The 21,170-nt window shown below is 41.8% G+C and carries 17 protein-coding genes and 4 pseudogenes; 6 read left to right on the top strand and 15 right to left on the bottom strand.

Annotation, left to right across the window (positions count from 1 at the left end; genetic code table 11):
• Both BHV83_RS17160 and BHV83_RS17155 read right to left on the bottom strand, forming a co-directional pair.
• Nucleotides 1-195, bottom strand: a pseudogene (locus BHV83_RS17160) (AAA family ATPase); the annotation flags it as partial.
• An 11-nt stretch (nt 196-206) separates the two neighbouring features.
• Nucleotides 207-515 (bottom strand): DUF3853 family protein, encoded by a 309-nt coding sequence (locus BHV83_RS17155; RefSeq protein ID WP_008647321.1) that lies wholly within the window; start codon nt 513-515, stop codon nt 207-209.
• A 6-nt stretch (nt 516-521) separates the two neighbouring features.
• Between BHV83_RS17155 and BHV83_RS17150 the strand changes: the two genes are divergently transcribed.
• Nucleotides 522-662 (top strand): hypothetical protein, encoded by a 141-nt coding sequence (locus BHV83_RS17150; protein WP_286757805.1) that lies wholly within the window; start codon nt 522-524, stop codon nt 660-662.
• 74 nt (nt 663-736) lie between these two features.
• On the opposite strand, the pseudogene BHV83_RS17145 reads toward BHV83_RS17150, so the two are convergent.
• Together BHV83_RS17145 and BHV83_RS17140 are read right to left on the bottom strand one after the other, a co-directional pair.
• Nucleotides 737-1,678 (bottom strand): annotated as a pseudogene (locus tag BHV83_RS17145) (hypothetical protein).
• A gap of 13 nt (nt 1,679-1,691) precedes the next feature.
• Nucleotides 1,692-2,950, bottom strand: a pseudogene (locus tag BHV83_RS17140) (site-specific integrase).
• A gap of 327 nt (nt 2,951-3,277) precedes the next feature.
• On the opposite strand from BHV83_RS17140, the gene BHV83_RS17135 reads away from it, so the two are divergent.
• The 3 genes and pseudogenes from BHV83_RS17135 to BHV83_RS17125 all read left to right on the top strand — a co-directional run bounded on the left by BHV83_RS17135 (nt 3,278) and on the right by BHV83_RS17125 (nt 4,825).
• Nucleotides 3,278-3,871: a DNA-3-methyladenine glycosylase I gene (locus BHV83_RS17135; protein WP_119216442.1), complete on the top strand. Its 594-nt coding sequence runs from the start codon at nt 3,278-3,280 to the stop codon at nt 3,869-3,871.
• A 254-nt stretch (nt 3,872-4,125) separates the two neighbouring features.
• Nucleotides 4,126-4,263: pseudogene (locus tag BHV83_RS17130) on the top strand (RNA recognition motif domain-containing protein); the annotation flags it as partial.
• Nucleotides 4,264-4,360: 97 nt separating this feature from the next.
• The gene (locus BHV83_RS17125; RefSeq protein ID WP_005650912.1) at nt 4,361-4,825 is read left to right on the top strand and encodes a cold-shock protein; all 465 of its coding nucleotides are present in this window, start codon (nt 4,361-4,363) and stop codon (nt 4,823-4,825) included.
• 91 nt (nt 4,826-4,916) lie between these two features.
• Here the strand turns inward: BHV83_RS17125 and BHV83_RS17120 are convergent, their stop codons facing one another.
• The 6 genes from BHV83_RS17120 to BHV83_RS17095 form a co-directional block, all read right to left on the bottom strand.
• Entirely contained in the window at nt 4,917-6,032 is a 1,116-nt protein-coding gene (locus tag BHV83_RS17120; RefSeq protein WP_036658431.1) for a glycoside hydrolase family 88/105 protein, read from the bottom strand.
• A 62-nt stretch (nt 6,033-6,094) separates the two neighbouring features.
• Entirely contained in the window at nt 6,095-7,810 is a 1,716-nt protein-coding gene (locus BHV83_RS17115; protein WP_005646163.1) for a RagB/SusD family nutrient uptake outer membrane protein, read from the bottom strand.
• A 19-nt stretch (nt 7,811-7,829) separates the two neighbouring features.
• Nucleotides 7,830-11,216: a TonB-dependent receptor gene (locus BHV83_RS17110; RefSeq protein ID WP_005646165.1), complete on the bottom strand. Its 3,387-nt coding sequence runs from the start codon at nt 11,214-11,216 to the stop codon at nt 7,830-7,832.
• A 161-nt stretch (nt 11,217-11,377) separates the two neighbouring features.
• Nucleotides 11,378-12,538 (bottom strand): FecR family protein, encoded by a 1,161-nt coding sequence (locus BHV83_RS17105; protein ID WP_005646167.1) that lies wholly within the window; start codon nt 12,536-12,538, stop codon nt 11,378-11,380.
• A gap of 59 nt (nt 12,539-12,597) precedes the next feature.
• Nucleotides 12,598-13,152: an RNA polymerase sigma factor gene (locus tag BHV83_RS17100; protein ID WP_005646169.1), complete on the bottom strand. Its 555-nt coding sequence runs from the start codon at nt 13,150-13,152 to the stop codon at nt 12,598-12,600.
• Between the two features lie 48 nt (nt 13,153-13,200).
• Nucleotides 13,201-13,872, bottom strand: a complete 672-nt coding sequence (locus BHV83_RS17095; RefSeq protein ID WP_005646172.1) for a YczE/YyaS/YitT family protein — start codon at nt 13,870-13,872, stop codon at nt 13,201-13,203.
• 187 nt (nt 13,873-14,059) lie between these two features.
• Here BHV83_RS17095 and BHV83_RS17090 point away from each other — a divergent pair, with 187 nt between their 5' ends.
• Nucleotides 14,060-14,659 (top strand): MarC family protein, encoded by a 600-nt coding sequence (locus BHV83_RS17090; protein ID WP_005646174.1) that lies wholly within the window; start codon nt 14,060-14,062, stop codon nt 14,657-14,659.
• A 9-nt stretch (nt 14,660-14,668) separates the two neighbouring features.
• Here the strand turns inward: BHV83_RS17090 and BHV83_RS17085 are convergent, their stop codons facing one another.
• From BHV83_RS17085 to BHV83_RS17065, 5 genes are all read right to left on the bottom strand, one after another.
• A complete protein-coding gene (locus BHV83_RS17085) occupies nt 14,669-15,523 on the bottom strand; it encodes a M23 family metallopeptidase (protein ID WP_122205860.1) in 855 nt (284 codons plus the stop codon).
• Between the two features lie 129 nt (nt 15,524-15,652).
• Nucleotides 15,653-16,825, bottom strand: a complete 1,173-nt coding sequence (gene uxuA, locus BHV83_RS17080) for a mannonate dehydratase (protein ID WP_005646177.1) — start codon at nt 16,823-16,825, stop codon at nt 15,653-15,655.
• 24 nt (nt 16,826-16,849) lie between these two features.
• Nucleotides 16,850-17,662 (bottom strand): SDR family oxidoreductase, encoded by an 813-nt coding sequence (locus tag BHV83_RS17075; RefSeq protein WP_005640818.1) that lies wholly within the window; start codon nt 17,660-17,662, stop codon nt 16,850-16,852.
• 132 nt (nt 17,663-17,794) lie between these two features.
• Nucleotides 17,795-18,850, bottom strand: coding sequence for a LacI family DNA-binding transcriptional regulator (locus tag BHV83_RS17070; protein WP_122205859.1), 1,056 nt, complete (start codon nt 18,848-18,850; stop codon nt 17,795-17,797).
• A gap of 68 nt (nt 18,851-18,918) precedes the next feature.
• On the bottom strand, nt 18,919-19,557 hold the full coding sequence (locus BHV83_RS17065; RefSeq protein WP_005646181.1) for a DUF7847 domain-containing protein: 639 nt from the start codon (nt 19,555-19,557) through the stop codon (nt 18,919-18,921).
• A 377-nt stretch (nt 19,558-19,934) separates the two neighbouring features.
• On the opposite strand from BHV83_RS17065, the gene BHV83_RS17060 reads away from it, so the two are divergent.
• Entirely contained in the window at nt 19,935-21,146 is a 1,212-nt protein-coding gene (locus tag BHV83_RS17060) for an efflux RND transporter periplasmic adaptor subunit (RefSeq protein WP_039850185.1), read from the top strand.
• The last annotated feature ends 24 nt before the right edge of the window (nt 21,147-21,170 follow it).

Genomic DNA, 21,170 nt, shown 5'->3' with positions numbered 1-21,170 from the left:
TGCGGAGACGTTGAACGTCTTCTTGCTTTTGGCTTTTCCGATTGACGCGCTGAAATTTCCCAGTGTGCCGATGACGGAGCCCTGCACTTTCAGGATTTCGGGCGCCTGCTCGTGGTTTTTCGAGAGGTCAAGCCGCGAGGCATGCCATAGGATTACCGCCTCTTCGGGGGTGATGTTTCTCTCCTTGTTGTCCATACTACACCTCCCTATCCGCGTCCCCCGCTTTTGCGTCCTGCCAGTTCCAGCGCCATGTCCGCATCGACGATGATTTTGCGTCCTATCTGCGTAATGGCTCTGTTTATCCTCCCGCTTTTCTTGATGCGGTTTGCTGTGGGTATGCTGCACCCGAACAGCCGGGCTATGCCGCCTATCCCGTACACATACTTCTTTTCCTTGTCGGCTGCCGGTTGTGCTGGCTTCGTTCCGCTTCCCTGCAAGGCGTGCCGGTTCAAGAATATGAACTCTTCGCCCGTCATCTGCCATACGGGCTTTGATAAAAGGTCTCTAATTTCCATATCAGAATGAAATTAACGTTTGTACTGCAAGCCCTGCGCATGGGCTTTTTACCTCGTTCGAACAGTGCAAAGTTACTTCCGGGTACGGGTGGTAAGGATGTGGATAGCGTGATTTGGATATCACGCTATCTTGTTAAATATCAGTAAGTAATAAAGAGTGGCGGAAATTATTTTGAGTGGTAAAAGTGGTGGTATCGTGGAATGTCGGGACATATCATCGACTATCGGAATATTGACCGCATTTCCTTGGCAAATTCCCGGTTGCTGTCACTGGGGAAATCGGAAACGGGCTCTTTGTATTTTGACTTGTAGTATGTATCGTCTATTCCCAGCAGGTTCATGATGTCCTCTTTCCATTTCTCTCTGTCCGGCTTGGGCAGCGTTTCACCCATAAGGAAAATGAGATAGCATACGCGCGCCTTCTCCCTCGGTCTTATTTTCAGTCTGCCTTCGCATGGTTGCAGGTTCATGCTGGCGTAGAAGTCCAGTTCGGAAACGGCTTCGAACTGTTCACCGTTGCATTTCTCATAAATGGCTGACAGCAGCCGCATGGGGAAATAGGCGGGCGGGCTTGCCGGGGTGGTACCGGATGCGGACATTTCCTTTTCTTCCCCTTCCTTTTTCTTTTGGTCGGTCAGGTATTTTTCAAGGATTGCCAATAGTGAGCCGCCCAGCCTGCAAATGTCCCCGCAACGGTTTTGCAGGCATTGCAGGGCTTCCCGTCTTGCCTGCTCCTTCTGCCTGTACAGTTCATCCAGCTTGGTTTTCTCCTTGTCGTATTCCCGTTTGCACCGTTCGTACCTTTATCCGTTTGTGACTTTCATCTGTCTGTCAATACCCCAGTCAAAACGGCTTTCATGCTGTCGGCAGACATATCCGGTATCGAGACGGTCGAAAAACTCCTTGCAGGTGTTGTAAGTCGAGATGTTGCTTTCAATCTCACGTTTCAGGCTGTTCAGCAATATGGAGAAGTGCGCGGCGTCCATTTCAAGCATGAGACTGATAAGTGTGGTTTCAAAGGGCTGCGTGTCTCCGTACTCTCTGTAAAAATCGGAAATGAACTGCTGCTTCTCAAAAGAGAAACTGTCTCCGGACATTATTCCGGTGTATATCTTGTTGAGTTTCCCGTAGCGGGGTATCATTGACGTTATTCTTTCTTCCATGATATTATTGTGGTTACAGTTGGTTAAACTTGCTCATTGCGTTCGCCTTCACGTCATCGGCTATGTCTATGTAGGGCTTCATCGCCTTGTAGTCGCTGTGCCCCGTCCATTTCATCACCACTTGTGCGGGAATGCCGAGCGCAAGCGCGTTGCAGATGAATGTCCGTCTTCCGGCATGGGTGCCCAGCAGCGCGTATTTGGGTGTAATGGTGTCTATACGCTCGCTGCCTTTATAGTAGGTTTCGCTTACCGGTTCGCTGATTTCCGCAAGTTCCCCCAGTTCTTTCAGGTAGTTGTTCATCTTTTGGTTGCTGATGACCGGGAGCACCTTGTGTCCTTCAAACTCCACGTCCTTGTATTTGTCAAGTATCGCCCTGCTGTGGTTGTTCAGTTCGATGACAAGGCGGTCAGCAGTCTTTACATGTCGCTCCGTTTGAGGTTGTACACGTCCGAATAGCGCAGCCCGCTGAAACAGCAGAACAGAAAGACGTCCCTTACCCGTTCGAGATATTGCTTGGTCAGGGGTATCTTGTAGTCTTTCAGCTTGTTCAGTTCTTCCCATGTGAGGAATATCACCTTCTTTTGGACGCTTTTCAGCTTCGGGTTGAAGCTCTCGTAGGCGTTGTTCATGCAGTACCCCTTCTTGGTGCACCACCGCAGGAACCATTTCAGGTAGGCTATCTGCTTCATGGTGGACGTGTTGCGCAAGCCTTCCACGTCCTTGAGGAAATTCACGTAGCTTGTCAGCTTGGGTTCGTCCAGTGCCTCGAAGGTCAGTTCCTTGTCGAACTTCTCAAGGTGTTTCCTCACTGCGGCGAACTTCTCATAAGTGGCGTCAGACCAGCCGTTCTGCGTCCCGCACTCCTTGATGAACTCCCCGAACACCTCCATAGGTGCGAACGTCAGGGGCTTCTGCTGTTCCTCCTCCCTCTTTTCGCTATGCAGGTTGTTGAAAGCCTCCTTCACTTGTGCGGTGGTAGGCATAGTTCCCTGAACCTCGAACGCCTTGAAGATGTTCTGTATTTCCGTATAGTAGCGCAGCAGGTCGGTGTTGATTTCGGATGCGCTCTGTTTCAGTTTGTTGGTGCAGCCCGGCTTTACACGCTGCTTGTCGGCGTCCCATTTGGCTGCGTCGATGCGGTAGCCCGTTGTAAACTCAATGCGCTGGCTGGCAAATATCACACGCATACGGATAGGCACATTCTCCACGATTGGTACGCCGTTCTTCTTCCGGCTTTCCAAAGAAAAGATGATGTTTCTCTTGATATTCATATTCGGGTGTAATTAAATTAGCACCCAAATATACACCCAATTATTAAGATAGCAAAAGATTTTGAATGATATTTTACGATATAAATCAATCGTAATAAGCTGTTTATTAGTAGATAGTTACGATATTATGATGTTTTGTAAAATTGTAGGTTAAAGTACCGTACGCACCGCGAAAGCAAATAATAGATTAAAGAAAAATCCCGAAATTCAAAAGTTTCGGGATTTTTTTGTATGTGACGTTCAATGTATTTGCCTATAAGTTTTTAGACAACCTTTCTTGTATATTCATCTTAAATAAATATCTTTGAAGATCATAAATTATGAAAGATGGAAGATCTTGTAAATAGACGCTGTGGATGGGCTGGTACGGACGATTTATATGTGAAATATCACGATGAGGAATGGGGTAAATTGGTTACCGATGATAAAACCTTATTCGAATTTCTTGTTCTGGAAAGTGCCCAGGCTGGATTGGCTTGGATTACTATTCTTCGTAAGCGTGAAGGGTATAAAAAAGCATTTTATAATTTTGATGTTGAGAAAGTAGCTGCGATGACCTCGGATGATATTGACCGGCTGATGCTTTTCGATGGGATTGTCAGGAATCGGCTGAAGATTGCATCCACGATCACGAATGCCAGATGTTTCATCGCGATTCAAAAGGAATTTGGCAGTTTCTATAATTATACGTTATCGTTTTTCCCTGAACAGAAACCGATTGTAAATAATTTCAAATCGTTGAAGGAGATTCCGGTTACAACCCCAGAATCTGATGTGATGAGCAAGGATATGAAGAAACGAGGGTTTAAGTTTTTTGGCTCTACGATCTGTTATGCTCATATGCAGGCTACAGGGTTTGTAAATGATCATTTGGTAGGGTGTCTTTGTCGGAAAAAGACTCTTGCTGATTGTCCAGTTTAGGAGTTTTTGAGATGATAACAACCTCTGTGAAACGGAGCTCTGATCCGGGTAGAAATTATGTTTTGACAGTCTTAACAAGAAAAACGAGAATTTATAGCTTGTAATAGTTGTTGGTTCGATTAATAGTGTTATCTTTGGGTCAGAGTTTGAGTTACGTATTATTAGCGTATAGTTCTTCTTTATTATTAAGTAGGCCTCTCCATTAATTTTCCTCCTCATACCCTAATTAGTATTTATTAAAAATAAAATTTTAAATGAACATTTACATTACAGGCTTAAATTATAGCATTAATGATGCTGATTTGAATGATTTATTTGCAGAGTATGGAGAAATTACATCTGCAAAAGTTATCATGGATAGAGAAACAGGAAGATCCAGAGGATTTGGTTTTTTTATATCCTGCATTTCCATATACCGGAAATATCTTGGCATTCTACTTTGAATTCTTACAAAATAGATTGATTATTAATATAAATAAATATAGATAAATGGCAAAATCCGTAACATACAATAAACGAGAAAACGAAAAAAAGAAACAAGCCCGAAGGGCCGAAAAACAAAAAAAGAAAGAAGACAGAAAATTGCTTGGCAAAGCGAATAGTTTTGATGATATGATCGCTTATGTGGATGAAAACGGCGTGATTACATCGACTCCTCCCGAATTGAATCCTAATAAAGAAGAAATTAAGCAAGAAGATATTCTTATCTCTACCCCAAAAAAAGAAGATATAGAGACACCTACCGTGCTGAAAGGGAGGGTTGATTATTTTAATGAATCAAAAGGATATGGTTTTATCAAAGACCTTGGTAGCGACGAGAAGTATTTTTTTCATGTTAGTAATAATACACTGACCGATATTTCGGAAACCGACATCGTTACTTTTGAACTTGAACGCGGTCTGAGGGGAATGAATGCAATTAATATTCGTATTGAAAGCGAATCTTCCAATTAAAAAAGGAAGTAAATTCTTTAACAGACAGACACTAGTCTTATATAGGCTGCCCTATTTTTGGATTTTAAGGCAGCCCCGTTTGCAATATAGGTTATTCTATCAAAGCAAAACAGCACCATAGTATGGGAGCTTGCCCATGATAATCTCCCACTATCCTTCGACGGTCATAGTAATATTGTTTATCATTCTTTTTATTGGTTCCGATACACACTTCTGTCACGTCTCCTTCTTCATTGATATAGGGAATTAATGCCATCCAAGCTTTACGAGCAACTGGAGAATATTCTTTTTTATCTAGCCACCCTTGTTTAACCCCTGTGATCATAGCATACGTGAACATTGCTGTTCCTGATGTCTCTGCCCAGCAGGCGGGATCATCTACTAGTTGGCTCCACATACCGTCAGGTAGTTGATAGTTTTTCAGATTCTTCATCATCAAACGATACCCTTCCAGGATACGGGGTCGGTCTTGATTGTCTTTTGGCAAATAGCGCAGTAATTCTGTCATGCCGGCGGCCATCCAGCCATTGCCGCGTCCCCAATAAAAAGGAACATCTGGGGCATGGTAGAATAAACCGTTAGGGTGTTGGAGTTCATCCAGATACATCACCATTTCACGAGCTGCACGGTCAATATATTCTCGTTTTCCGGTGGCTTTGTATGCTTGGGATTGGATAATGGTGATCATAAACATATCATCGATCCATAAACGGGTTTGCCAGGAGAAACCTTTTCGGGCCCAGTTCTTTTCTTCCGTTGTTGCTGTGTCCGGTACCTGCCATTGCGTGTCTGCATAAGGAAGCCCCATATCATAGTAACGTTGATCTTTTGTGATCTGATAAAACTCAAACGGTAAACAACCGAACATATTCAAATCTACGTGATTCATAAGTGGTTGATAATTTGCCTCGGTGGTAAAGAGAGGTTCAAACTTGTTCTGAAGTTGCTTGATCAATGCATTGTCACCAACGGCAACAGCATATTTTAAGGCTCCATACCATGTACAGACTTCTGCATAGTGAATACCATCTTTTCCGTTTTTCTTATGAAGCATATGTTTACCGGAAATAAAGCGTTTGCTTATCCGTGTCCCAACTTCTTCCGGTGTATAACCTTCAGGAAAGTTCTTTAAATCTGCGTTGGAATTTGTCGAACATCGGGTGAAAAGCAACAGAAATATAATGGGAATAAAATACTTTGTTTTCATATCATTTATAAATGAGAAGCTGCCCTGTTGAGAGCGGGCAGCTTCAGATAAATATTGTGTAATTAGAAATAACCAGGATTTTGTTCTTCAGCATCCGTTCCTTTTGGATTCAAGCGGTCTATGTGCTTTTGAGGAATCGGACGAAGTTTGTGATGTGATTTGAAGGTGACAGCTCCTTCTGAATTCCATTTCTTGACGTATTCTTCCAGCTTTTCACATCGTACCAGGTCATTCCAACGGCAAGTTTCACCTAACAGTTCGCGTCCACGTTCATCTAACATAAAGTCGATAAAATTGCTTTGGATATCTGCAGCCGTGACTTGAATATCTGCAAAGGTACTATTGGTATCTCCTATTTTTCCTCCTTCTTCGCGCCAGTATTGAGACATTTTGGTTTCACCATCCTGCCATGCGGCACGTTTGCGGACAACATTAATGTAATCGGCTGCTGTTTGGTAATCACCGTTGCGGCCGGAAGCTTCCGCTGCAATCAGATACGTTTCGGCCAAGCGCATTTTTACCCATTCGCGGCCGCCTTGACCATCATTGACAGATAGACGCAGGGGATCGAAATATTTAAGCAAGGGAGGATAGTAGCGATTGTTTTTGGTTACATCTTCCTTATCCCAGGCAAAATATTTATAACGATGTGTTTCCGTGGTCGGGTTTATACTGTAATAAATTGCTGTATCTCCCAGTTCCAGTCCTGCATCTTCACGATTGGCATAATATGCCCATTTGAAACTTTTATAGAAGCGGGAATCGTTTTTACGGTCAAACAGTTGCAACATTGTCTTTTGCGTTTGAAGATGTCTTCTGTATGGACGTCCGTTTTCGAGGTCCCTTGTCATACCCGGTTGATCTTCATACCAAGACCCCCAATATAGGTGGAAGGAATTGCCATCTCCACGGTAAACCGGATCTGTCGTGAATTGAACGGAGAAAATCACCTCCTTATTACCCTGATTATTTATATCCCACAGATCGGCAAAATTTGTCAGTAATTCGTATTGTCCGCAATCAATTACCATTTTGGCATATTTCAGAGCATTCTCCATATCTGAAGGCTGCTGTCCGCGCTGATCACTTACGGCACTTCCCCTGGTCAGATATACCTTAGCCAACAGGTGAGCTGCGGCATATTTAGCTGCTTTCCCTGTTTTTGCTGGTTTCTCAGGAGAATATTGGACCGAATATTCCAGATCCTTGATAATTTGATTGTAAATATCGGCAACTGAAGCACGTGGAAAGTCAGTTCTCACGTCGAAAGACACATCCAATACCAAAGGGATGCTTCCGAACTGTTGTACCAACTCAAAATAGAAGAAGGCACGTAAAAAAGACATTTCGGCAAGAGCCACTTGCTTTTGTACCTCAGACATTGATGTAGATCCTTCTACTTGCTGAATAACCAAGTTTGCAGTATTGATCGCTTTATAATGATTTTCCCAGAATTCGTACAAGACACTTGCATCTGGATTCAACTGGCTTCCGTATTTGTTAAAAGCGTCAGCTTGTTTTCCCGGATCTTCTCCTTGCGTGAAGAGATCTGTGCCGTATTCCGTGAGTACGTTATATCTTTCATTACCAGCTCCCCAACGCATGAAGCTATATGTTGCTGTTGCGGCGGACTCCACACCGGCAACGGTTCCATAATAGTCGGGAGTTAAACGGGGAAGGTCTTTCTCCTTCAGATAATCATCACAGCTTATAAGCCCGATACATGCGCTTGCCAGGCTAAAAAGAACAACTTTCTTTATGTTATTTGATTCTTTCATTGTTTCTGATTTTTTTAGATTAAAAGCTTATATTAAGACCTACTAACCAGGTTGAAGGAGTTGGACGCGTGTAACCTGCGTATGTTCCATCAACATCTTTATTCAGAGCGCTTTCTGGATCCACTCCGGTGAAGTTGGTCCACATCCATGAGTTTTGTGCCTGCACGTAGACACGGCAACGTGATATATCCCATTTCTTGGTAATATGACTTGGAATGGTGTATCCTAAAGTGACATTACGAAGTTTGATAAAGTCGCTTTTTTCATAATGCAACGTTTCATAATAAGGAAGATAGTCGACACCTTCAATCGGACGTGGGAAGGCGTTAGTCGGATTTGTCGGTGTCCAGTAATCGACTTTCACATTGCCGTTCCTGTGTGCTTGATTCAGATAACTGATGTTGTTTTTGATCATTGCTCCGAAATTGCCTTCAAAGAAGAAACTGAAGTCGAAGTCCCTATATCTGAATGTGTTATTTAAACTTAATATTACTTTAGGTCTTTGCTGGCCTTGGATAACACGGTCTTCCGAAGTGATCTTATAATCGCCATTATCCCACAGGCGGATAGTACCAGGTGCAAAGTTACTTCCGTTCTGGTTGAACTTCTCCATTTCGGCACGATCTTCCGGCGTGTCTTGCCAGATGCCTATTTTCTTGTAATCGTAGAACACGTTGATCGCTTCACCTATAAACCAGGAACTTCCAGGATCATCTTCCTTGCCATTATATAATTCAACGATTTCTTCCTTGTTGGTGTACATCATGAGGTCTGTAGACCATGTAAAATTCTTATTATTGATATTTAAAGAGTTCAAGGTAAGTTCAAGCCCTTTGTTACGCGTTTTTCCAACGTTTGATTTTATTTGATTGAAACCTGATACGATAGGCAATTGTCTGTCCAATAGCAAATCCTTTGTATTTTGTAAATAAACATCGATTGTTCCGTTCAGTCTGTTTCCGAGAAATCCGAAATCAAATCCGGCATTCCATTGACCTGTTGTTTCCCAGGTTAACATCGTATTAGGCATTTTGTCAGGAGCATAACCAAAAATCGACTCGCTACCATAATTATATGGTTTTTGTGACAATGTACCCTTGGTCTCATAAGGATCTACTTCTGAGCTGGCAACGACACCATATCCAACACGCAATTTCAGGTTACTGAGGAAATGAACATTTTGCATGAATGATTCTTCATTGATACGCCAAGCTAAAGCAGCAGCCGGGAAAGCGACCCATTGATGTCCTTCCGCAAGACGTGAAGAACCGTCATATCTGGCAGAAATAGTAGCCAAGTATTTCCCTTTGAAGCTATAGTTCAAACGAGCCATGAAGGAAGCTAATTTCCATTGGCTTTTACCGCTTTCTGTTTTTTCAGGATTAGAGGCAGAACCTACATCATAATATAATAGTTCATCAGCCGGTGTTCCTTGAACCGGAATTTTGTTGTATTCCCGGAGGTATTCATTTATAGATTGGAGCAAAGTTACCCCGATTGTATGATCCTCAAATGTTCTGTCATAGAATAACAGGTTTTCCCAGGTAAACATGGATCTGTTTTCCGTACCGTTTCGAGCATAATTCATGGTATTTCCCCGTGCTTCAGCCGATTGGAAATTGTAATCTTGTCTGGTTTCATAGTCGATACCTAAATTCGTTCGGAACCGGAGCCCTTTCAGCGGTAACGTGATATCAGCATAATAACTGCCGATAAATCTGTTTATCTTTAAAGGGTTGGAAACAGCTCCCTCTGCTAATCTAAGTAACGGGTTACGCCACTGGTCGTCTGTGCCTGAAACTTTTTCCAATAAATCGCCGTTGTCATCATAGAAACGGCCCATTGGCATGACACGCCACGAGTTAAACAGGGTAGACCCTCTTTCTTGCACGGAATGGGTATATCCAGTAAATGCCCCCAATTTAATATATTTGTTTACAGAATGTTCGAGATTCAGGCGAATAGAATACCGGGAAAATTCTTCATCTTTAACAAGACCTTTATAATCATAATAGGAACCGCTAAAAGTGAAGTTGGTTTTGTCGTTGCCCCCGCGAACGCTTAACTGATGGTCGGTAACCATACCTGTGCGTTGTACAGCTTCCCACCATTTACTTCCTGAACGGACCTTTGAAGGATCATAATTCCCGTTTTCATCGTATGCCATTTTCAGAGATTCCAATGTATAAGGGTCATTAGCGAATGAACCGATCTTTTGGTCTTCTTCCCAACTCGGCTTATCAGAGAGATATTTACCGGTTGAACGATAAGATTCCCGGACTGTTTCGGCATAGGCTGCCCCGTCCATGTATTCTAACTGGTTCAGCACTGTTTGGAAGCCAACATATCCATTATAGTCGACTTGAGTTTTTCCTGCTTTTCCCCTTTTGGTGGTTATCAGGATTACACCGTTTGAACCGCGTGCACCATAAATAGCCGTAGCAGAGGCATCCTTGAGGATATCTATTGTTTCGATGTCTGAAGGACTGATTTCATTTATTCCTCCTACTACTGGAATTCCATCGACTATGTAAAGGGGATCACTGCTACCGCTGATAGAACGTTTACCTCTGATAACCACAGATGCATTTTCACCTGGTTTCGTTGTCGAATTGGAAATGAATACACCGGGGAGGCGTCCTTGGATTGCTTGGGTTGCACTTGTCACAGGTGATTTAGAGATCGTTTCCGAGTTTACGGACGATACCGAACCGGTAAGGTCTTTTTTCTTAACGGTACCGTATCCTACGACAACGATTTCTTCTAAGCCTAATGTTTCCGCCTCTAATGTGACATTCAGGCTGGATTGATTACCTACTTTGATTTCTTGCGATTTATAGCCGATGTAAGAAATGACAAGAACAGCGTTTGTTTCGGTAATAGGCAAAGAGAATTTGCCATCGATGTCGGTTACTGTTCCTGTAGAAGTCCCTTTTACAACAATATTAACTCCGATTAGAGGTTCTTTTGTGTTATCGACAATTGTTCCTGTAATTGTCTTTGTCTGTTGTTGCGGTGCAGGATATGAAGATCCTGCTTTTTTCGACTTTGCAATTGATACCTGGCGATCGTTAATCGTATATACCAAGTCTGTATCGGCGAAAAGGTTGTTCAAGATTACATCAAGTGTTTTTGAATTGACCTTTATGTCAACACTTTTTTCTAAATCTTGACGGACATTGTCCGAAAAGAAGAAAACATATTCCGACTTTTTCTCAATGATGCCAATAACTTCTTTTATGGACTGTTTATTGATGTCAAGCGAAAGTAATGTATTTTGAGAGTAGGTCATAGAAAAGGAGTTCCCAATGCTTAAGACCAGTAAAATGATTATGATTTTCATAATATGTAAGGTATAACGTAGACCGTTAAACCACGATCTATCAAGATAATGATTTATTTTCATATATTTGTAGTGATTTTAAAAGTTTAGTACGCAATAATAACTTTGAAATCTTATGCCGGGGAATACGCCAATATTGTCCGGCATTTTTTATTTTCATGATATATGTTTCATAGGCATCTCAATTTTAAATTAGACTTATAAGTTAGCAATTATGACTCTCTTTATTTTTTTCGAACCAATATCCGGCCTGCTTCGTGTGAATATTGGATCGGTATTGTGTTATATATGGTTTTCATGACATCTTCGATATTATCGAATAATACTAATTTTCCGTTACATTTTAGCTGTGCAATACTATTGTCGCAATCAATAGGGGTATCATAATAGCGAGACAAACGTTTCAGTATGTTGGATAGAGGTTCACTTGCAAATTGGAGGTATCCTTCTTTCCAACTTATATAATTGTTGACATCTATTTTTTTTACAGAAATCTGATCTGTCGATACCGATAACATCTGGTTGGGTAATAAACGGGCTTTTTCTTTGTCTATGCTGACATCTACACATCCTTCGACCAATACGACTGAATAATCCGTATCTTCGTCATAAGCTGTAACATTGAATTGAGTTCCCACGACGTTGATTACCATATGAGAGGTATTTACATAAAAAGGATGTGCTTTATTTTTTTCAACCTCTATATAGATCTCTCCATCTACCCAGATCTCCCTTTTGCCTGTTTTGAATGTAGAAGGAAATTTGAGTGTGGACCCTGAATTGACCCATACTTTGGAGCCGTCGGCCAGGGTGAGGCTTGACCGTTTTCCTTTAGGAACGATCAGCGTATTTAATGTGGTTTCTTTAGTAGCTTCTTTTGATACTTTTATTTGTTCGATTCCAGTATTTGCAATAATACCACCCTTTTTATCATATTTGATATCAGCATCTTCTTCAAAAGTAATGGTCCTGTTATTGGCCAGTACTAATTGTATATCTTTTTGATTGACAGAGGTTGTATCTGCAACAACAAGCATGTTTTTGTGTGAAATCTTGTTTTTGCCAGTAAATAGTGGTTGTAGTAAAACCAGAAATAGGACGATACAAGCAACTGCCGATACGGTCAGATATATCCGGAAGTGACGTTGTTTGTCTTTCTTTTCTATATTTTTTTGTATTAATGCAAATATTTCCTGTTTCTCTTCTGGAGAAAGTTTTTGAGTATTCAATTTTATTGATTTTAATATCCTTATAGCTTCTTCTATTTCATTTTGGAAATGTGGGTTGTCTTGGATAAATTTCTCCCAATAGAGGTTATCTTCTTCAGAAGGGAATAATCTCCATTGTATAAAAGATTTATTTTGTAACCACTGGTTCGACAACATACTTTCAAATCAATTTATATAGAATAGACGATCCGGAATTTTTTTTGTTCCCATTTTTTCTAAAATTTTTCGTCACGCATGCGTTTTATTGCTCTGGAGATAAGTTTTCTTACTGCAGGAGCAGTCATATCCAATAAATTGGCAACTTCTTCGTACTCTAATTCTTGTATAAAACGTAAATAAACAGCTTCTTTTTGTCTGTCAGTTAGTATTTCCAACAAATTCTTTATTTCTGTTTCAATCGCAGCTTTATCCTCGTTTGCAACCAATTCATCTAAGACGGACGGTTCGATTAAAAAAGGCAAATTGGTTACGTCTACGATATTTTCTTTGTTTGAAGACTTATATATATCGAACAGGCGATTTTTAAGCATACGAAATAAGTAATATTTCAGATGAGTAACACCTTCCAACTGTTTCTTGTTGGTGTAAAATTTGAAGAAAGTATCCTGTATGGCGTCTTTGAGTGTTTCTCTTTCGAATCCTAATCCTATGCCATATGCAAATAGCTCATCGACATATTTATTGTATATCGATGAAAAAGCATTATTGTCTCCTTTCAGAAATGAAAATAACAGGATTGGATCTTCTTCGTGTTCGCCTATTTTACTCACTTAAAAACGGATCTTCTTTTCTAATGAAGCACAAAAATAAGAAAAAAACTATTTCAGTATGGAAGAAATCCTGGAAAGCATTTTTCGAGTCATGATTTTATTGTTCAGGAAACTCACGATATAGCCTGTGATGCAGGCTGCTATCAGAGAGCCTTCTCTGACTCCTTCGATCCGTTGAGTGAAGATCAGTGATAAAATGATGGCGACCGTTACTAAAGTGAAATCGAAAATGACCTTGAATTTTCCGAACTCTTTATTGTAACGGCGGGCGGCGTAGTTGACGAATCCTTCTGCACTCATCATCGCAACCTGGGGTTTGATTTCTAATACGACACCAATAGACTGGATGAGACAACCCAACAGTAACAGCGCAATCGACGTTATATAATTGGATGGATGCAGGTCTTCAGCGAGTGACATATTGAAATCTATGAATGTTGAAAATATGAACGAAAATGGAATTTGCAACAGGATAGATATTTGGTCTTGACGACTTTTCGTCCCTCGGATTAACCAGAACTGTCCTAGTATCAGCAATACGTTTACGATAAAGGTACAGGTCCCTAAAGAAAGAGGGCTGTTGAGGCTTAACACATAATTTACACTTGAAATAGGAGTCGTTCCTAAAGCGGAATGTATAATTAGGACAATTCCTGCAGCTAAAAAATATAATCCAAAGACAAATACCAAATACTTTTTTAAAATCGTTTTTATATCCATATCTCCCGACAACATTTAATTACTTTCTTGCTTGGAGCAATATAAGTGTACGCAAAGGTCGCTATTTTTTCGTGAAGAGATTCTGATTTAGTATGAAAAAACGTTGTCTAGCGAAGCGATTGTTACTATTTGTCAGTCGACTCTTGGAAAAGATTTTGTACCTTTAGAGCAATTAAAAGGGTATCTTATGTTTGAAAGTTTTGATTTTCAGCAAATGATCAGTGCATTCATTGTGTTATTTGCTGTGATTGATATTATTGGTTCCATTCCAATTATTATCAATTTGAAAGAAAAGGGTAAGGACGTGAATGCTATGAAGGCAACGGTTATCTCTTTTTTGTTGATGATCGGGTTCTTCTACGCAGGCGATGTCCTGCTACGGCTTTTCCATGTGGATATCGAATCGTTTGCAGTGGCAGGTTCGTTTGTTATTTTCCTGTTATCACTGGAAATGATACTCGATATAGAAATCTTTAAAAATCAGGGACCGATAAAGGAGGCGACACTGGTTCCGTTGGTCTTTCCTTTACTGGCGGGTGCCGGTTCGTTTACCACATTATTATCTTTGAGGGCGGAGTATGCTAGTGTCAATATTGTGATAGCCTTAATACTGAATATGATATGGGTCTATTTTGTCGTTCGCATGACAGCCCGTATCGAACGCTTTTTTGGAAAAGGCGGAATCTATATTATCCGGAAGTTCTTCGGTATTATTTTGTTGGCGATATCAGTCCGCTTGTTTACCGTTAATATCAATCTTCTGATAGAAGCTTTGCAGGGGCATTGAAAAAGGGGGTTACAGAGTTTCCTTTTTGCTTTCTATCTGTTCCTTGTTTTTACAGGAGGCAGGTGAGTAACTGTAGTCGCCTGCAAACTGATGAGGCATTAGTTCGACGGGCTTCACTGCAATTTTGCCACCTTTTTGGGTGAATACCAGGCATTGATTGTTAAGTTTCCGTTCTTGCAGGTCGAATACCAGATTCGGATTGAAGTGTTGCCCGTTTACCCGTACTTCAAAATGAAGGTGTTCCGTCGTAGCTCTTCCTGTGCGTCCGGTCAGTGCAATCGGTTGTCCGGCTTTTACATAGTCTCCCGGCTTGACCAGATTTTTGGAGTTATGGCTATAGACTGTTTCCAATCCGTTGTAATGGCGTACAACAATTACGTTTCCGTATGCATAATAAGGCTTAGCTAGACGGACGATTCCGTCGAATGCTGATATGATCGTATCATTGGCGCAAGTTTTCAAATCTACACCCGAATGGTGTTTTCTACGTCCGGCATATGGAGAGATTACTTTTGCGCCGGGTAAAGGGAAAGCATAGTCTTCTTTCTGTATCAGGCTTAAATCGATAAGCATCGAATTCTCATCTGCCATCAGGAGCGGATCCGTTACGGCAATATCATTTTTTTCTCTGTTGGAGAAGTTTACTGTTATATTTTTGCGGGGAGATGTTTGTTCGTACAGTTTCGGTTCTTCCGGAAACAGAAAAGCAAAATCTGTGTTTGGAAGAGGAATATCCGTTGTTGGCAGGACCAGGATTGATTCCTGCTGCGGGGCAGGCTGCGTTTGAGCCGTCCACAAAGAATGGCATGCGCTTAACACTAGTAATAATATGACTGACAATATGCTGTAGTGTGTTTTAGACATTTTGTAAAATTATTGACACTACAAAAATAGGAAAAAAAGTGAAACGGGAGAGAGGTAAAATGAAAAAGGCGTCCGAAAAAGAATCAGACGCCTTTCAATGCCAAACTATTTGTGATTACTCGTCACTCATTATTTGAATAAAGAACAGGCAATACCCAGTTCTAAACCACGCAATTCAGCCAAACTACGCAAACGACCGATACAGGAATAACCTGGATTAGTTTTCTTGTGTAAGTCATCGATCATCTGATGCCCGTGATCCGGACGCATTGCGATTGAGCAACCGCGTTCCTGCTCGATTTCAAGAAGGGCTTTCATTACTTCATAAACGTTTACGTCTCCTTCCAGCAGGTTTGCTTCGAAGAAGTTTCCGGCTTCATCGCGTTTGGTACTACGTATATGGACGAAGTCGATACGGTCACCGAACCGTTTCATCATACCGGCTAGGTCATTATCCCCACGAACACCGAATGAGCCGGTACAGAGGCATAAACCGTTGCTTTTGTTTGGTACGGCTTCGATCAACTTGCGGAAATCCTCTTCAGTGCTCAAGATACGGGGCAAGCCTAAGATCGAGTAGGGAGGATCATCCGGATGGATAACCATACGTGCGCCTACTTCGTCGGCAACCGGAGTAATCTCTTTCAGGAAATAAATCAAGTTGGCGCGGAGTCTTTCCGCATCGATGTCTTTGTAACGATCCAGTTCGGCCCGGAATTGATCCAATGTGAAACTTTCCTCGGAGCCGGGCAGGCCAGCGATCATATTGCGTACTAGCAGTGCTTTGTCATCTTCGCTCATCTCGTCGAAACGGGCTTTTGCGATTGCTTTTTCTTCGTCTGTATATTCCTGTTCTGCAGCAGGGCGTTTCAGGATGTAGAGATCGAAAGCCATAAAAGCTGCACGTTCGAAACGTAATGCTTTAGAGCCGTCAGGCATGGTGTAAGCCAAGTTTGTACGGGTCCAGTCCAGAACCGGCATAAAATTGTAAGTAATCACACGGATGTCACATGCAGCCAAGTTACGGATACTTTCTTTATAGTTGTCGATATATTTCTGGAAGTCTCCACTTTGTGTTTTGATATGTTCGTGTACGGGAACACTTTCCACTACGCTCCAGCGTAAGCCGGCTGCTTCGATCATATCCTTGCGTTTCTGTATTTCTTCGACAGTCCATACTTCTCCGTTCGGGATATGATGCAAGGCATTTACAATTCCGGTAGCGCCGGCTTGGCGGATATCGGAAAGACTAACAGGATCGTTCGGTCCGTACCAGCGCCATGTTTGTTCACATAAATACATAATGTCTTGTTTTTAATTGTGAGATTAAATAGAGAATGCATCAAAACCACCGTCTACGATAGCGATTGTTCCGGTTACGAATTTGGAAGCGTCGCTGATCAAGTATTGGATTGTACCAAATAATTCATCCGGTGTACCCAGACGTCTGAACGGAGTATGTGCAATGACAGATTCAGCACGTGGAGTGTAAGATCCGTCCGGATTTGTCATCAAAGTACGGTTCTGTTCCGTCAGGAAGAATCCCGGAGCAATTGCATTTACACGCAAACCTTCTCCGAATTTGATCGCCAGTTCACCGGCCAAGTATTTAGTCAGGTTGGAAATGGCGGCTTTGGCAGCACCATAACCCACGACGCGGGTAAGCGGGCGCAAGGCGGATTCGGAAGAGAAGTTAACGATAGCACCTTCTCTTTGGTTAGCCATTACATCGGCAAATACCATTGTCGGGAGAACTGTTCCGAACAGGTTCAGGTCTACCACCTTACGGAAAGCGTCGATGTTCAGGTCGAAAATCGTGCTGTCCGGTCCGATAGTCGCGCCAGCCATATTACCGCCGGCTGCATTCAGCAATGCATCGATACGACCATATTTGGCCAGGATATCTTTTTTGTTCTGTTCCAGAATTTCTTTGTTTAATACGTCGGTCAGGAAGAAGCTTGCTTCTCCTCCTTTAGCTTTGATGTCGGCTACAATTTGTTCACCAACTTCGGCTGCACGGTCAAGAATAACGATTTTAGCACCTTCTTCAGCAAGATGACCAGCAATACCTCTGCCTAAGATCCCGGCTCCACCGGTAATAATGACAACTTTGTCTTTAACGCAAAATAAATTAGCCATATTTTTATTGTTTATGATTGTGATAATTTCATTGTTACTATCTTATTGTGCTCGCGCACACATTGGGCACAAAAGTATAGTATTTATTTATCAAACAAAAAGAAAACGGATAAAAAATACCTTTTTATGTTTTCAAATATAATTGTTGTAGTATTTGATATTCTCTTTCATCAGGATATCAATCGGCATATAATTGATCTGTTCCACTTTTTCTTTGAGGACTAAATGGCGGAACAGTGCCCGTATGCAATTGAATCCCTGCACTTCCGGCCGTTGGGCGATCAGGTGCGTGATGGAACCGTCATTTAGGCAAGTGATATTCGGGTCTATCACATCATAGCCGATCAATCTGAAATTCTCTCCTTTATCACGGAAGTATTTTCCCAGTAAGTGGGCACGGGAATTGAATATGATACCAGCGTTCACCTCCTTATGCTCTTCTAAGAAAGTATTCAGTATGCTTATGTTCTTTTCCGGTTCGTCGGCATGTAATTGTACAGAATAGATACGTCCGTTATAGTTCTTTTCTGCCAGATAAGTCCTGAAGCCTTCCTCGCGTTTCATGACCTGGGTTACCTGCATTTCTCCTTTGCGGATAAAGCGGAAGATTGCGATATTTTCGGTCGGGTTGATTTGTTCGTATAGCAAACGGCCGGCAATGTATCCGGAATCATACGAGTTGGTCCCGTAATAGGCCACGCAATTGGTGTTTTCAATGAATGCGTCTATCAGTATGTAAGGTATTTGTAACTGATCCAGCCGGGATGCCAACTTGACGACACTGTCATGGAACTGTGTTGCAATCACGACTCCCTGACAGTCGGCTTTTTCGATCCGGGGAATGAGCTCGTCGAAACTGCTTTTGTCGTATTGATTGAAGCACATACGTTCGACTTCTACGTTGTAGCTGAAAAGTTCCTGCTCTGCTTTATCTATTCCTTCGCAAAGTTTATCCCAATATTCGCCTTTTGTAAAAGAAGGAATCAGTGTGATAAAATGGTAGTTCTTTTTTAGTGCAAGGGAACGGGCTATCAGGTTCGGGTGATAGTCTATTTCTTTTAAAACTTTTTCTACTTTTTTCTGTGCCTCTTCGGATACTTTGCCTCGGTTGTGCAATATGCGGTCGACGGTTCCGGTCGAAACTCCGGACATCTCTGCAATGTCTTTGATTCTATATGTCTTACCCATAGATCGGAAAGCTATACAGCCCGCAGAATGTTTATTTTTGCGGGCTGTTGTCTATTTATGATTTGATATTATAGTTGTTGTACTTCTTCTTCTGTTGAAATCGTATTTAATTTTCTGAATGTGTAGCACTGCATCATATAGATAAGAGGAACGGCGACAAAGAGTCCGACGAAGAACAAGATGCAACCGACGATCGCAGTGCCGATCATGGCCAACAGTAATAAAAACAACGGCATCCCCTGTCCTTTAGTCAAGTCCCAGCTTTTTTGCAGTGATTCTATAATTCCGCAGTCTTCCTCTACGATATAGGCAGAATAAAATTGCAGGCGGATAGCCAGATAGATACCCGGAACAATCAGTAAGAATATTCCGATAGCCACTGCGATCCCCATAATGATACTGGCAATAAGATAAGTGAAGATTTTACGGGATTGCTGCCCGTATGCGGAAAACTGTGGTTCTTCTCCATCCATTGTCTGGAACAGATTTTTTATGTAGCCCAACATGAAAGCACTGGATATGACGGCACTGATCAGATTCACGATGATCTTACCGACCATCGAACCTTGCGCTGGCATACCGAACAGACTAATGATTGATGACAGGATAAAATATCCGATAAACAGCCCTACCAGTACCCAGATCTGAGATTTAGTGTACTTCCATGAAGTGCCGAACACTTCCGATATCATAAACTTTGGTTCCATATGAATTGATTATTTAGGTTATATAAGCCGTAAAATTAGGATAAATTATTGAATAAACAAATTCTGTGTTAAAATTATGTATCAATTTAAACGAATATATTTTCGATTGGTCAAATTCTCAATATATCTCTGATACAGAAATATAAAATAAGCAATTTTTTAGTATAAAAGATTGTATAAACGGAAAAAGTACAACAAAAAGATTCTACATTTGTACGCTTTTTATGAGGAATAGGCTATGAACCCATAAGTTTAGGACAGCATCGTTGTGGAATTTTTTTACTATGGATGCAGCGGATCTCACCCGTTGCGATGGCTTTTTGATGGCCTTCTAATGACTAAAACAAGAATAGTATAGAAGATATATAATAATGAATATGGATAAACAAATGTTGAGAACTACTATTACCCAATTAAGGCAAATTGCATTGTTTGCAGTAGGGGTATCTTTATTAACCGCTTGCGGGAACAATCAAAGCGGTATGAAGTTAGGGGATAATGAATTTGCTGTCCTTGCTGTCAATTCGACAACGAGCGACCAGACAACATCCTATCCGGCGACGATCAGAGGAACGCAGGATATTGAGGTACGCCCCCAGGTTTCGGGTTTTATCGTTAAGTTATGTGTGGATGAAGGAGCAACAGTTCGTAAAGGGCAGGCTTTGTTCCAGATCGATCCGACCCAGTATGCTGCTGCGGTCGGACAGGCAAAAGCGGCTGTCGAGATGGCTAAAGCCAATGTCGCTACTTTGACCCTGACCGAAAAGAATAAAAAGGCTTTGTTCGATCAGAAGATTATCAGTGATTTTGAGTATCAGACAGCGGTCAACCAGCTTATGTCTGCCAAGGCAAGCCTGGCTCAGGCAGAAGCATCTTTGGTAAGCGCAAATCAGAATTTATCTTTCTGTACGGTGACAAGCCCGTCGAATGGCGTTGTCGGTACATTTCCGTACCGTATCGGAAGTCTGGTCAGCCCTTCTGTTTCGCAGCCGTTGACAACCGTATCCGAAATCAACGACGTGTATGTTTATTTTTCTATGACGGAGAAAGAGCTGCTGCGTCTGACAAGAGCCGGGGGCACTTTGAAAGAACAGCTGGAAAAGATGCCGGCTGTCCGCTTGCAGCTGTCTGACGGCACAACTTATCAGTCGGAAGGCAAGATCGATGCCGTTAGCGGTGTAATCGACCAGTCAACCGGGTCTGTCAGCATGCGTGCTGTTTTCCCGAATGATAAAAATATATTGAGAAGCGGCGGTACCGGCAACATCATATTCCCATACACGATGGATGGGATTATTATTATCCCTCAGTCCGCTACTGTCGAAATCCAGGACAAAAAGTTTGTTTTCGTCTTGCAGGCGGACAATTCCGTGAAGAATACGGAGATTCAGATCTCTAATCTGGATGACGGGAAGAATTACCTGGTGACAAATGGTTTGAAATCCGGTGACAAAATCGTGATTGAAGGCGTACAGAACCTCCATGACGGCCAGGCTATTCAGCCGATCACGCCGGAACAGCAGAAAGCGAAATATGATCAGGCCTTGAAAGACCAGAACGAAGGTAATCTGAAGACCGCTTTTAATTAATAACTTCCATTTGTTCGTTAAAAA

It is taken from the genome of Parabacteroides sp. merdae-related_45_40 (genome assembly GCF_001915675.1).
Note: the sequence above shows the minus strand (reverse complement) of the source record. Positions and strands in the feature narration are given on the sequence as shown.